Genomic DNA, 14,675 nt, shown 5'->3' with positions numbered 1-14,675 from the left:
CGCCATGCGAAAGACCGGAGACAGCACACACGAACTGAATGTATAGCAGACATAATTAACCTCATGCCCCAGTTGCACGCTACTCTTTCCTTTCAGGAAAAGCAGCCCACGATGATAGTAATTGGCAAACATCCGGCGGCTGAATTCACGGTAGATCTCCAGTTGATAACTGCTTTGCACACGTGCCAAAACCATTACCAAGACATTCTTCAACGATACAAACAACAGCACCGCGCCACACAGTGCCAGCATCCTGCCCCGTCCGCCATCCTGTTTTACCACCACCAGCAGTATCGGCACCAGTGCCGCTATTCCGGCAAAGTCGAGAATGGCGCGCAGCAGTACAGAGAAAGCCACCCATGCGCCCCGTTTGCGTTGTCCTTCCGGCAGCAATTGAACTATCTTCTTAATCATCAACTACCATTTGGTTACATTCACATCTGACATCTCTCTCTTTCTTCTTATATCTTCTAAAAAGTTTTTCACAAAGTCTTTTGCAAACAAAATCCAACCTATGCTTCCTGCGCCAGCTAAAAAGATGCATCCCGCAAGAATGAATACTTTATTGGGTTTTGAAGGTGCCAAGGGAACCTGTACCGGCTGAATAACAGCATATACCGGAGTCTCCTTCTTCACCCTTGCCTTGGCAGCCTGAACCTGTAGTTCCGCCCGATTGTAAGCGGCGAGTGCCAGTTCCATTTCATTCCGCAACCTTGCTTGCTCGGCGCGTGAAGCCAGTTTCACCAGCCCCTGGTTAACATCCGCATACCGGGTATATTTTTCCTGAGCTTCATGATAGACGTTTTGTGCTGCTTTGCGAAATTTTTCTGCATACTCCAGAGACCGGCGCGCCTTGCCTGTCCTGTATTCAGTTATATACTCTTTCAGATGCACCCGTACAGTGTCTGCCACTGTAGCCGCCACCAACGGGTCCTGCATGGTAACGAACAGAGTTATGACTCTTTTCTTCTTATCCACTCCAACTGTTATTCTGGAGGCAATAGTCCCCGCCATACCTGCTTCTTCATGGGTCAATTGAAAGATGTCTATTTGTTTTTTTACTTTTTTTACTTTTGGTTTTTCTCTGAATATAGCCATCGTCCAATTCGCCAACCGGAAAGGTGCCGACGTAATGACGCTCCACCACGGTGTTTTCTGGCGTTCTTTCAGATATTGGGAGAGGGGTATTGCAGTACTGTCCTTCTGCTCATGCACTTTGACATTGAAAAGCCGGACAAGAAATGGCGTAGAATTGACAATAGCAGGATATAGGGATGGATAGATGGCATCCCGCCCCATAATGCTGGAAGAGCTTATATCGACACCTGCCATGTCCGCTAATGCACTCATGCCAGAAGAGGCACTTCTGCCATAACCTTCCGGAACAATAAGGGTGCTTGCCGTATATTCCTTGGGAGTGCCGAAAGCAATAACCAGCCCTATTACGGTTCCAATGCCAAAGGCTTTCAATATTATATTTTGGGAGATCTGGATTTTCCGCACCAGCTTCAGCCAAACAATCTCCTGCTTCTGGAAGAGGGTTTTCTCGTTCATCCTGCCGTTTTTAGTATTGATATTCATTTGAAAAGAATAAAAAAAGCTCCCTCATGACACTTGGTAGAAGCGTTGAGGGAGCCCATTTATTTATCCAGTAAAGATTCTACTGCAAGTTTTTATTGGATCGCATTACCATTGACAACGATATTATCACTAGTTACATCGGTCTTTGTAGTTGCAGTCACTTCGCCATTATTATTAATAATTGGTTTAGTCTTAGATACCTCAGTATCACGTGCCAGAGTAGCTGCTATAGTAAGAGTTGTACCCTTAGCTACGTTTATAGTTGCACCATATTCCGTAAAGCCTTCCTTACTACCCAAAGTTAAGTTATCGACAGCAGCAACTGTACCTTTATCGATAGAAAGACTTCCCTTCAGAACATTTACATCAGCTTTTACAGCATCTGACAGATTATTCATCGTAACAGTACCGGAAAGATTCAATACTGCACCACTAGCAACAACATTCAGTTGTTGAGCACTAGGTGTCCATACAGAACTAATATAAGTACCACCTTCAATAGTGATAGATTCGCCTTCCTCCACTGTAATAGTTTTCACTGTAGCAGTTGTTGCGTCGCCATCCGCACGCAGATAACCACTAACAATCAAATCTGTAACCTCAGCAGCTGTTGCGTCTTTCATGTTTACGTTTTCACCGTCATAAAGGATATGGCCATTATTAGTGGTGATAGTAACAGGATCGCCAAGTCTGATCAACTTGATCGTAGCATCAGTAGCATTGGACTGGAAGTGGTTGGTCAATGCAGATGTCTCAACGATAGCTGTTTCTACATTATCATTAATAATATTCCAAATCTTACCAAGATTCTTGATTAATCCTTTGTTTGTGAAATTACCACCTGTAGTGCCTTGCAATACACCGGTTGCAGCAACGTTGATAGTACCATTATTTTCACTTCCAGATGCAAATTGCAAACTACCGGCAACTTCCATTGTAGCCTTTTCATTGTTGATAACCTTTATATTCTTGGCATCTGCATCTGCAGCCATTTCTATAGTGCCATTATTTTCAATGATCAAGAGTTTGCTGGTATTTGCTTCGATGATGTTCAAAGTAGCACCTTTGGCAATAGTAATCTGTTTAGGAGTACTACCGTCAGGCAGTGCTATAGCAGTTTTGAAATCAAGATTTATTGTACCTAAAACTTCTACGTCAATACTGCCAATATTATCCTGAGTGCCATCATGATTAATATCGAAAGTGACGCCATCCAAACATACAAAATCAAGTGCGTCGGCGGCAGCATCAGCAGCAATAATCAACTTACGGTCTGAGTCTGTGGCTACAATTAACTTGTTGTCTGCATTAGCTTCTTTTGCAGCACGCAATGTTTCGACCATATCTTTGGTTAAAGTTGCATTGTTTGCCAACATAGCAACATAAGGACGATTCTTGCTCTTGTTCCAATCAATGAACTGCTTCAGGTCGTTATCATTATTAACTGTCAATACATCAGCAACGTCGATAGAGTTGTCATCCACTTGAATCTTGATGAGATTCTGAGTGCTTGGAGTCAGTACTTTAATGGCTTTGTCTGTTATGACTGTTGTCTTGCCTGCTGCTTTTTCAATCTCAGTATTAACCACCGTCAAGTCGATATCTTTAATAACGCCTTGGTTTGTATAAATACTCATTTTCAGCTTACCGGAAGCTACCTCCAAATCAGGATTAACAAAGATTACACCATTTACTACAGCTGCATTTTTACTCAATGTTTGTTCTGTTTCATAAGACAATTCTGCATACTGCACTTCATCCGTCTTTACGCTTTCCACGTCAACAATAGCACGCAATGCGTTAAAACGATCATAGTTTGTAGGATCCTCAATATTGAATACGCGATTGTTGGCTGCTGTAACTGCTTTGGTATGGTCATACACCTCATCCTGCATGGCCGGATCCCATTCGTTCAGATAGTTGGCATAGTTGAAAAGTTTGGTTGTAGCACCTGCACCATCTTGCAGATTATAGTCACCTGCACCATTTTCGCCTTTATAGCCTGTGGAAGCACTTCCGCTCGGAACGTTAAAACCACAAGTCGGATCAATAGTGAGCAAAGTCCTGACATCATCACCTTGTATGGTAATCTTGTTTACTGTGTAAGTCTGGGTACCTATCATTTTAATTTCAAAACGGATAGGGGCCAGGACACGGGTCATTTCTACATTTGCCAGAGCTTCAGACGTTTTGTTTCCCTCCTTAATTTGAGAATAGCCAATCCAGTATTGGTTTTTACCGAATGCTTCAGCGGTCGCATCAAGTGTACCATCCTTCTGTGTTTGACCGGCAATGGAATGGATTAACTGTCTTTTTGAATTGTAACCTTCATAAGGAGATACGAAGAAATAGTTTCCTTCCAACATGGCAGCATTGCTATTCCAGGTTCCATTAGCTTTATCATATATAAACGGATAATCCGTATGGATATAATTGTCCAATTTATACTTTTCAAACCAGGAAAGTTTTGCCCATTCTTCCGCATCTGAGTAAGGACGGTAGTTATTAGATGTACCATCAATCACATCCATCAACAAGGCACCGATCTTGTCTCCATCGACCCATGAATAACGGCCGGTTGCAGGATCAAAAATAACGCGTGTATTACCGACTCCATCATTTTCCTTGTTGAAGTTCAGTTTTACATTTTCTACCATCGGACGGCCGTCGTTTTCCGCTTTTGGCGCTGTCGGGCTTACAAACTCCTCATTGGAGCAAGCGGCAAACAGTGCCGTAAGCAGTGCTGCCGAAAATAAATGTTTTGTTTTCATTTTTACTTAATAATAAATATTTGTTATTAAAGGATTCCTCAAATCTTACTTTGGGAGACTACCACCCTGTTCCGTCTTCTCCATTTAGGTTGCCATCTGGTGAAGCTGCAAATCCCAATTCCACTTCTACCTCCAGAACTTCCACTTCCGGAGCTTCATACTTCATTTCTTTTTCTACTTTCATAATCATAAAATTTAAATTGTTAGTAATATTAAATATCTCTTCATTATTAACTGGTAATATACCACCCTTACTATTAAAAGAATTAAGTCCATTCTTCAACAGCAATCGTGCAAATCTCTTTTGAAAAAAGGGGCTATAATTCCTCTTTTCAGCCTGCAAAGTAAGAAACAAATTTCCTAAATAAAATGAGATTTTATATCACTGATTATAAGCAAGTTATCCATATACAGAGATAGCTTAATATCAAAAGAAAAGAATTCTCCAAACACAAAAAACACGAACGAATACACTGACCTACAACCTCTTTCCCATTTGTCAACAAACAAGCAGTTTTAATCCCCCAAGCATATTGACACTACATTTTAGCACCTTATTCCACAAGGAATAACCGCTATACTCTGTTTTCTTTCAAGAAGAAAGAGATTATTGAAATAAGAAAACAGATTGTTATAAGAAATAGAAATGACACCATTATCAAGCACCAATTACAAGAAATGAACTTACAGGTTATTAAACAAACTCACTTAATAAAGTCACCCGACTATAATACCCGAACCGTACCTAAACTGTACTTGCTCCGTACCTGCTCCAGTGCTTCTTCGCTCAGAGGTACTTCTGACTGGAGAATGTACGGAGCAAGTACGTCTCAGATACATCCCAGATACGATTCGGGAACTACCTTCGTGCCTGTCGGAAATTGCTTTGAAAAGAATCTTGAAGAATGGTCATTTGAAAGACTAAGAATAGAGGAATACTTCTCTTCACAATGTCGCTACAATTTATATTATGATGACAAAACGACTTCATTTTATCTATTTCTCAAACAATGGCTTTTACTTAAAATGATTAATTAGAAAAAAATCCGTATTAAACAATGGAAAAACATGCAATAGCCTTGTATATCTCCTTGCGAATATGCATAAAAATACATACAAGAAGTTAACTTCCTGTCGGCAAACTCTTAACTTCTTGTCGACAAAGAGTTAACTCCTTCTACGAGGAAAGTTATCTTTATCGGTGATGAACGACAGATTGGTCGTAGATAAACAAAAAGTGAGGCATCTTGAGCTGCAGTTCAATTTATTAGAGGTTCTTTGATTGCAATATCAAATCTGACTAAAAGACATGTAACGGCATTCTCATTTGCACATATAGTTTATGTATACTAATTCTTTTCATGCAAAAAGACGCCATATTACACAATACGACCATATATTGATTTGTCAAGATCGGATTTCCCACCCTTTTTATGCATACTTTCTTGCAACGACTCGAAACATGTGAGTCTGCGATGATTAAAAATGCAAAATGTCAAAATGCAAAATCCCCTGATAAAGTTAATTCATGGTATGCATTTAGTACTGGGGTATATCGTAACTATACAAATAAAAAACATCCTATAATGAAGAACAAATGCCCAATCAGTTGACAAGAGGACAAGTTGACAAGGAAACAAGATTCCATGAGGCATAGAAGCATTGCGCAGCCCCTTGTCCCCTTTTTAACTCGTTACCTCGTTTCCTTCCTTTCCGTACCGTTATGAACTGAATGTGATATACGGACTATCTTCTTTCTTTTTCATTATCAATAAATTCCCCCGTCAAGTTAATTTCCATTATTTCGATACTGGATTTAAAGCAGAATGTTTATCTTTGCGACATACTTATAACATTTTAACATGTATTACAATGAAAATTAAAGAGAATTACAGAGTTCGGGAGATTGCAGGTGAAAATCTGATTGTCGAACAAGGAAAGTCCCAGGCGGACATGACCAAAGTTATTTCACTCAATAACACAGCAGTGCTTCTTTGGAGAGAGTTGCAAGGAAGCGACTTCTCATTAGAAGATGTAGCGCATATATTAATGAATCATTACAGCATACCCAAAGAACAGGCTCTGATTGATGCCCAAAAGTGGGTGGATGCTTTGAGCGGTTGCGGAATTATAGGATAGCCCTTCTTGTTGTAACTGCACATAAACACTTACAATATGAGCCTGCTTATCACATCTGAATAAATAGTATTATAATCAGATAAATAGATTGTTCTATTTTGATACGGATTTATCGATACTTGAACTAACAGATGTTTGTTTTGTATATATACCTGCGACTACTATTACAGAGAAATTATTTGATTGAAAAACACATTCTATATGCCTGTAATCCCCTTTTAATCTGGGGAAAAGCACAAAAATGTATTTCCTAAATATATTTTTAGTGTATTTCGTTGGATAAGCGAGCGCTAGCCATAGAGAGGAAAATAGGGTATAAGATGAAATGAATTTCCCGATAGTAGCAAAATGCAAGGTATAAATCTGTTTTATAGATACTTGGGCTAAGAATGCTAAATAGCAAGTTGAAGCTGTTTATGTGTGTGGCACTTCATTTTGGCACTATACTTAATACGTATCATTGATTGTAGTTTCTTGTAAATCAGGAAGCTATAGGAGTGCTATACCCTAAAAAGTTTGTTCTGATTAAAATCATTGGCACCATTATCAGACACCTGCTACAGAAAAAATATGAACAACCCATCCTCATAACCGGTTTATTCATTTTTAGACAGCAAGCCCCCGGATGCAGCAGCTTATGCGAGCATCCGGGGGCTTCAATATGTCGTGATACAATCACATCACCTATTATTATGTCACGATGGCTTTTTCTTTTCTCAGCAGCCGTACGAAGTCGGACATCAATTCTTTGCTCGATGCCCTCATATAGCGCTGAAACGCTTGGAAAGATCGATGGCCGGAAAGCGACATCACATAATTTATCGGATAGCCGCGTTTGTAGAGATTAGTCACGCAACTCCTCCTAGCTGTATGGAAGCTTATCAGTTCATATTTAGGAATCGTCACAATAGTGGTTTCTCCACCACGATACTCCTTGCGGCTGATGGCTTCATTAATGCCACACCGGGCAGCAAGCACCTTGATGATTTTATTGGCTTTTATCTTGTCGATAACCGGAAACCCCGTCTGCTGATAGTGGGCCACGAGTGGCGCTATCTCCTTTAATATAGGTATTTCAACCAGCTCTTTCGTTTTCTTCTGGTAGAGCGATATCACCCCCTTTCGTATGGTTGCCTTGTTTAATTGCTGGATGTCGCTGATTCTTAACGCCGTGTAGCAGGCAATGATAAATGCATCCCTGACATCGCGTTCCTGGTCATTCTCCGTTTTCACCAAAGAGAGCTTCAGGACTTCCTTTTCCTGCAGATAAATCTGTTCGCTCGCCTCCGAAGACAACGTCGTCTGAACCTTCAGAAAATAGTTGTTTGTCGTCATCTCGCTGTCATAGGCGCGATGCAGCAAGTTCTTAATCACCTTCAGGGTGTTGATGATTGTATTCTGCGTATAGTGCTTCCCGGTTTTCCCATAACTGTATCCATAAAGATAGTTGGTGAAATCCACAAAGAACCTCTTATTGAAATCATCGAATGAGTTGATCGGTACCTTGCGTTGTTTGTCGTAATCCTCCAGACGTCCCAGAGCGGTGAGATAGGTGGCTTTGGTACTTTCAATGCCACGCCTTCCCTTGCGGTTTACGTTTTTCTCATACTCTCCGACCAGTTTCTTCAGGCAGACAATCGGGTTTTGCAAAAGATGTTCCTGTTGCAGGTTGCTGTCCACAACTTGCCGGACGATAGAAGCCGACAGATACTCCCCCTTCATGGCGAGCCTCTCATCCATTTCATACAGAGACGTAACGAGATTGTCAATCTGTTCATTGATGTGCCTCAATCTCTGTTTTTCACGCATATTCAGACCTCCGCTCTCAAAACAGCGGTAAGCCTCGTGGTTCCAATACCGGGGCTCCACGCGGAGCTTGGTATAAATCCTGATTCTCCTTTTATTGATAGTTGTCACAAGCATTATTTGCGTCAATTTATCTTTTTCACAGACTTGCTTCAGATTGAATCTTAGTTTCAAGCCCTTTTCTTCATTTCTGTTTAGTGGTAGTTGTCTCATAATTATCAATATTATAATGGTATATAAACAAAAAGTAACCCTCTTCGTTGCAATAAGAATATCTAAGAAAACTATAAAAAGGTTTGTATTTATCCTTTTTCGCTGCAAAGCACGAAAAAAAACCTTTATTTTGTTTGCAGATGTCAATAAAATATCTACCTTTGGCTCGCAAAAGCGTGTATTGTGGAGAAGAAGTTTCACTAAAAAGAGGAATTTGCTATATTTTTACCGAAAAAGATAAATAAATAACGATTTCTTTTGAATTTAGGAAATTTGTTTCTTACTTTGCAGGCTGAAAAGAGGGTTTGGCTATACCTATTTATATAAGGAATGATGAGGGATGCGGTTGAAAATTGAAGCGGTGTAGCGAATAAGGTAAATAGAAATAACTAATGCAATAAAGAGATAATTTTAATATTACTAACAATTAAATTTTATGATTATGAAAGTAGAAAAGGAAATGAAGTATGTGGCTCCGGAAGTGGAAGTTCTGGAGGTAGTGGTAGAAACAGGTTTTGCGGCAAGCGGCGTTCCTGATGTTGATCCAGGTGAAGGCGGAGATGCTTAACCGATAAATGAACTTTGTAGAAGAATGAAGTTCGTGTCTCTAATTAAATTAATCAAATGATTTAATAATATAAAAATGAAGAAGAATTTATTATTTACAGGTGCTATGGCACTTTTTATGGCGAGTTGTTCCCAGACAGAGTTTGAACAATTCGATGCAACTTCCAAGGTAGAAGGCAAAGGGGTTACATTCACAGCTTCTATTAGTAAAAGTGCTGATACAAGAGCTGCATATGAACCATTTGAAAATGTTTTTAACCACAATTGGTATGCTGACAAAGATAAAATTGGGGTGGTTTACAAAAAGGATACCAAGGTGGATGTGTTTGCAGGTCAGTCGGCAACAGAGTTTTATAACACCGGTGGATGGATGGGATTGACCGCCTCGGGTGAATCGCACTCCTTTGAATTCAAGGCAACAGCATCTGGTACACAGGGGTATTTTGTAGCCAATGGAGATGATAATACTTTATGGCTAAAGGTACCAGGCAACACTGAAACGGGTTATTCAGATAGCGAAAAGCCTATTTTTCGTGCATATTGGCCGCTTGAGGCTGCTGGCTCAAGAGTTGACTTTGCTGTTGACGGCGGAAGTAAAATTAAATTTGGCAAATATGTATCTGGCACTCAGACTCAAAAAACAACAGATGGATATGGTATCGCAGAAAATGCATTTATGGTATCTGAATCAGATACTAAATCTACCTATGATGAAAATGACAACTCTGTTGCTAAAGACAGATTTAGTTTGGAATTCAAACGCGTAAATCCTATTATTTATTTCAAAATAAAGACTGGCGGTTCTGACAACCCAGCTTTAAACAGAGAATATGAGCGTGATTATGCAGAAGGTCTTTTTACCCGTTTTGGAAACCTCAAAACTGTGGAATTGAAGGCGGAAGGCTCTCAGAAGCAAGGTACGACACTTACTACTCCATCTAAATTGACTTTTAATTCTAATGCGACATGGGATATAGCTGTAGAGGATATATATGATCCTACAACAGCATTTGCTGCTGGTGATGCTGGTGATGCTGCACCAAAGATTACGTTAACTATGAAAGACGGAAGCGGTCTGGCCTGGTCTAATGACGCTGTGGCTTTTATGCAAATTGCCAATGTTGATCGCTCTGCTTATAGAACAGCCAATGAAAAAGAAAAAGTAACTGCTACTTATACTTTTGAAAACATCCAGTTGCAGACTTCTGTAGATACAGACAAAGATTGGGCTTTTACCGGTGACAAATCAAAGTGGGTTGGTTTCCCTAAAGAAGCAGGATATAATCTTGATAATGAGCCGTATATTGCATATAAGTTTGCTGGTAGCGATTATGCCCTTGAAGTTAATCCTTCTTTTGAAGGTAATTTGGCCGATTTGTTTACAGGAAATGACTTGAAAGGTATCAAGAAATTTGATGGTAGTGCTATCACAAAATCAGAGATTAAACATTTTGTATCTAAAGTAGACATCACTGCTGCTGAAGATTTTGCAGTAATCAAATCATTGACAGGTCTCACCAATATCACTTTGTTAGAGAATACTACAATTCCGGCAGAAGCATTTAAGGGCTTAAACTCATTAGTATATCTTAACTTGCCGAAGGTAACGACTGTAGCTAATGTGAATGCGTTCCCAGTGGCTGATTATACAGATGTATATATGGGCTCTTACGACTTCTCTGATAAGGCAGGAACAAACCAGACTGAGGTACGTGATCGCTTATTGAAAGCTTCTTTGGTAAAAGCGGATATTTCAGCCGTAGCAAACATTGCTGCAGGTTTCCCGACTTCAGGTGTTACATTCACTGGTTTTAGTAACCTTCAGGAAATCACCGTTAAATCGGGTGCAGTAGTTGGCGGAGCAGCATTCAAAGACTGTGCTGCTCTTGTAAAAGTACAATTCCCGAAGGGTGTTACAGGTGCTAGCGTAAACTTGTTGGAAGGTGCTAACAGTCAATTTATGAATTGCGAGGCGCTTACTACAATTTCCATTAGCAATACCGTAATTCCTGATATGGCATTTAACGGATGTACTAAACTTGCCACTATCCTTGGAAGCAACGTAAAAGCCATCGTTCCTACCGCTATCGGCGAAAGTGCATTTAAAGCTTGTAAAGCTATTGTAGATATGGATTTGTCAAAAGCTGCAACAATTGGAACGTCTGCATTTGAAGATTGCACTGCTTTAAAAGGTAATAATAATCTTAATGCAGCAAGAACTGTACTTTATGTTAATGCTATTACTCATGTATCAGACAATGCATTCAGCGGTTGTACAGCTATAAAATACATTTCGTTTGCGAACGCTACAACCATCGGTGTTGATATATTGAAGGGGACAACATGTACGGAGATCGAATTCTTGAAGCCATTCACAGTAAACTCTGCAGTGGCAACATCTAGTAGTACTGACTTCTTCGGAACAACAAGCAGCACTAAGTTGTTCTGTGCAAAAGCACAGACCGGTGTTTCTGTGAACACTATCACATTGACAGGTAATGCAGCAGGAAGTGCAGCAAAAGCAACTACTTTTGGAAATGGTATCACAAAATATGCTGAATAAGTAGGCATTAAGTAAACTCAAAAGCAAAGGGTGTCTTTATTCATAAGGCACCCTTTATTTTTAGAATCGTTTCTGGATTTGCGGTTCTGAGTTCATAAGAGTAAAAAGTACTTTCGTACATACGTTCTTAACATATAAATGGATAGTAATATTACAAACGAGAAAAGTACAAAACAAATCTCCCCAAAGCAGGAGATTGTCTGGTTGGAACTGCTTAAAAAAGTATATTCTTCCAGAAAACTTATTTCTATAGTCTGTGGCATCGGAGCTATAATAGGGATGGTTATTGCTGCCGGCATTCCCAAAGAATATACGGCCAGCATTTTCATTGTGCCGGAAAGTTCGCGCAGAAGTACTTCTGCGGGTATAAGCGTACTATCTGATATGGTTGACGCTGATATGAATTCTTCCTCTGACACCGAGAGGGATGCTATTTATTCGGTTCTGTATCCTGACATCATCAAATCTACACCATTTCTTGTCCGGCTTTTCGAAGTAAAGGTTCGTGAGCTAAAAGATAGTTCCGCAATACCCCTCTCGCAGTATTTGAAAGAACGGCAAAAAAGTCCGTGGTGGAGTGCCATCACGTCAGCACCATCCAAGTTGATGGGCTGGGGGGTATCTCTGTTCAGTGAGAAGTCAAAAAAAGAAGAAGCATCCCGGGAAATTGATATCTTCCGATTGACCCGTGAAGAAGCTGGTATGGCGGGGGGTATCGCTTCAAGAATCGGTATTGATATACAAAAAATGAGTATAAGGAGATCCGTAACCATATCTGTCACTATGCAGGACCCGTTGGTAGCCACCATCGTGGCAGATACCGTGCTGGCGCACCTGAAGGAATACATAACGGCATACAGAACGGGCAAGGCACGCAGAATCCTGAAATATAATGAAGAACTCCGCAAAGAAGCACAGGCAGAGTACCACGCCGCCCAGGAGAAGTATACCCGGTATGCGGATGCCAACCGGGGACTGGCGAGGATGGCTTCGCGCGCTGAGTTGGCAAGGCTGCAGAATGAAATGAAGCTGGCTTTATCCGCTTACAACCGGACGGAACTGCAAGTACAGGCCGCCCAGGCAAGAGTAGAAAAGGTGACTCCCGTATTAGCGGTTATTCAGCCTGCGATAGTTCCTCTTGTTCCGTCAAAGCCCCGGAAGATGATAATACTTTTGGAATGCGTTTTGTTGGCCGGAGCGGGAAGTGTGGGCTGGGTATTGTTTGCGAAAGACTTTATAAGAACAATGAGACGGAAAAGAATAGAGAGTAAACGGATGAAAGGAAGGGATGAAAAGATGAATAGCAGATGAAAGTAGGTGAAAGCAGATGATTAAAAAGATAATTCAGTTGTTGCCAGAGGGGCAACGTAAACAAGGGGTATGGGTAGCTTTCTCGGTATTGCTACGCGCTATCCTTGATTTTGCAGGAGTGGCGGCACTGATACCGATATTACTGGTAGTGGTAAAACAGGATGGCGGACGAGGCATGATGCTGGCGTTATGCGGCATCGTGTTGCTGTTTGTCTTATTAAAAAATGCGTTGGTAGTGCTGTTGGCGCGTGCGCAAAGCAGTTATCAACTGGAAATCTACCGTGAATTCAGTCGGCGGATGTTTGTTAATTATTATCATCGCGGATTGCTTTTCCTGAAAGGAAAGAGTAGCGTGCAACTGGGACATGAGGTAAATTATGTCTGTTATATGTTCAGCTCGTGTGTGCTGGCTCCGGTTTTTCGCATGGCAGGAGAAACTGTGCTGGTGCTGTTGATGGTGTCAGCACTTATTATCTGGGAACCGCTTGCCGGGCTCTTGCTTTGTGCTTCCTTTTTTCCTCTGGCCGCTCTGTATGTGGGTTTGGTACGGAAGCGTCTGCGCCGCTATGGCATGGAGGAATTGGAAGCGCGCCGCAAGCAGAGCCGTACGGTGGTGGAGGCTTTCCGGGGGTATGCGGAACTGAAAATCGCGCAGGCATTTCATACTTCGCTTGCTTCTTTCAATCAAGGATTGGAATTCATTGTCCGCAGTCGCCTGCGGATGGAAGTATATCAGCTTTTCCCGTCATTTCTCTCAGAAGTAGCGATAGTGGCGGGATTGGCATTGTTGATTGGCACGGGAAGCGGTGATCTGGGATTGGTAAGCGGTGTGTTTGCAGTGGCTGCTTTCAGGCTGATTCCTGCGGTAAGAAGTATATTGAATAGTTGGGTAACGCTTCAGAACGCTTCGCATACCATATCGGTGGTGGAAGAAGGCATAAGTGATGAATCATGGCAAGATGTGCAAGGCGCTCGGCGGCAGAAAAAGGATGCGTCAGAAGAGATATCGTTTACATTCGAGCATACACTTGAATTACGCGAACTTGGTTTCGCTTTCCCCGACGGACACACGCTATTCAATGGTTTGAATCTAAGTATTGGTTGCGGCGAACGTATCGGAATACGTGGGGCAAGCGGTTCGGGAAAATCGACCCTCTTTAATCTGATGCTCGGATTCTTTCCGCCTACATCCGGCAAGATACTTATAGACGGGCGGGCACTGACTGCCGACAACCGTGGTGAGTGGCATAGACTGGTGGGGTATGTGCCGCAGGAGATATTCATCATAGAAGGCACACTCGTCGATAATATAGCGTTGGGGCAATTGCAGGCTGACCGGGCGAAAGTGATGCACGTATTGGAACAAGTGCAGCTCAAGCAGTGGGCAAATGAATTGCCCCAAGGAGTGGATACTCAGTTGGGTGAATATGGCAGTCGATTATCCGGCGGACAGAAGCAACGGATTGGCATTGCACGGGCACTCTACAAAGAAGCGGAGGTACTGTTCTTTGATGAAGCCACGTCAGCTTTGGATAACAAGACGGAACAAGAAATTAATCATGCTTTAGAGTCTCTTTCGTTGCAACATCGGGAGCTGACGCTGGTTGTCATTGCTCATCGGGAGAGCTCGCTGGCTTTCTGTGACCGGATATTCGATTTGGATGTTTGTGATATAGTATATATATAATAAGGTATAATAGAAATGATACAGGATTATTTAATAG

At 41.4% G+C, this 14,675-nt stretch carries 9 protein-coding genes and 1 pseudogene; 5 read left to right on the top strand and 5 right to left on the bottom strand.

Features of this window, described 5'->3' with window-relative positions; genetic code table 11:
- The 4 genes and pseudogenes from QZ135_RS22440 to QZ135_RS22425 all read right to left on the bottom strand — a co-directional run.
- A pseudogene (locus tag QZ135_RS22440) lies at positions 1–414 on the bottom strand (ABC transporter ATP-binding protein); the annotation flags it as partial.
- Between the two features lie 3 nt (positions 415–417).
- A complete protein-coding gene (locus QZ135_RS22435) occupies positions 418–1,554 on the bottom strand; it encodes a chain-length determining protein (RefSeq protein ID WP_294614806.1) in 1,137 nt (378 codons plus the stop codon).
- Positions 1,555–1,673: 119 nt separating this feature from the next.
- On the bottom strand, positions 1,674–4,352 hold the full coding sequence (locus QZ135_RS22430; protein WP_294614803.1) for a hypothetical protein: 2,679 nt from the start codon (positions 4,350–4,352) through the stop codon (positions 1,674–1,676).
- Between the two features lie 58 nt (positions 4,353–4,410).
- Positions 4,411–4,536, bottom strand: a complete 126-nt coding sequence (locus QZ135_RS22425) for a hypothetical protein (RefSeq protein WP_294614800.1) — start codon at positions 4,534–4,536, stop codon at positions 4,411–4,413.
- Between the two features lie 1,688 nt (positions 4,537–6,224).
- On the opposite strand from QZ135_RS22425, the gene QZ135_RS22420 reads away from it, so the two are divergent.
- Positions 6,225–6,491 carry a PqqD family protein gene (locus QZ135_RS22420; RefSeq protein WP_294614796.1) on the top strand — a complete coding sequence of 89 codons (267 nt, stop codon included), beginning with the start codon at positions 6,225–6,227 and terminating at the stop codon, positions 6,489–6,491.
- A gap of 690 nt (positions 6,492–7,181) precedes the next feature.
- On the opposite strand, the gene QZ135_RS22415 is transcribed toward QZ135_RS22420, so the two are convergent.
- Positions 7,182–8,510 carry a site-specific integrase gene (locus tag QZ135_RS22415; protein ID WP_294614794.1) on the bottom strand — a complete coding sequence of 443 codons (1,329 nt, stop codon included), beginning with the start codon at positions 8,508–8,510 and terminating at the stop codon, positions 7,182–7,184.
- A gap of 436 nt (positions 8,511–8,946) precedes the next feature.
- Here QZ135_RS22415 and QZ135_RS22410 point away from each other — a divergent pair, with 436 nt between their 5' ends.
- From QZ135_RS22410 to QZ135_RS22395, 4 genes are all read left to right on the top strand, one after another.
- Positions 8,947–9,078, top strand: a complete 132-nt coding sequence (locus tag QZ135_RS22410) for a hypothetical protein (RefSeq protein WP_294614791.1) — start codon at positions 8,947–8,949, stop codon at positions 9,076–9,078.
- 75 nt (positions 9,079–9,153) lie between these two features.
- Positions 9,154–11,640 carry a leucine-rich repeat domain-containing protein gene (locus QZ135_RS22405; RefSeq protein ID WP_294614788.1) on the top strand — a complete coding sequence of 829 codons (2,487 nt, stop codon included), beginning with the start codon at positions 9,154–9,156 and terminating at the stop codon, positions 11,638–11,640.
- A gap of 138 nt (positions 11,641–11,778) precedes the next feature.
- Complete coding sequence (locus QZ135_RS22400; RefSeq protein ID WP_294614785.1) at positions 11,779–12,951, top strand: Wzz/FepE/Etk N-terminal domain-containing protein; 1,173 nt, start codon at positions 11,779–11,781, stop codon at positions 12,949–12,951.
- Positions 12,952–12,967: 16 nt separating this feature from the next.
- Complete coding sequence (locus tag QZ135_RS22395; protein WP_294614782.1) at positions 12,968–14,638, top strand: ABC transporter ATP-binding protein; 1,671 nt, start codon at positions 12,968–12,970, stop codon at positions 14,636–14,638.
- Positions 14,639–14,675: the final 37 nt, after the last annotated feature.

The sequence above is a fragment of the uncultured Bacteroides sp. genome (genome assembly GCF_905207245.1).
GTDB lineage: Bacteria > Bacteroidota > Bacteroidia > Bacteroidales > Bacteroidaceae > Bacteroides.
This window is presented reverse-complemented; position numbering and strand designations above follow the sequence as displayed.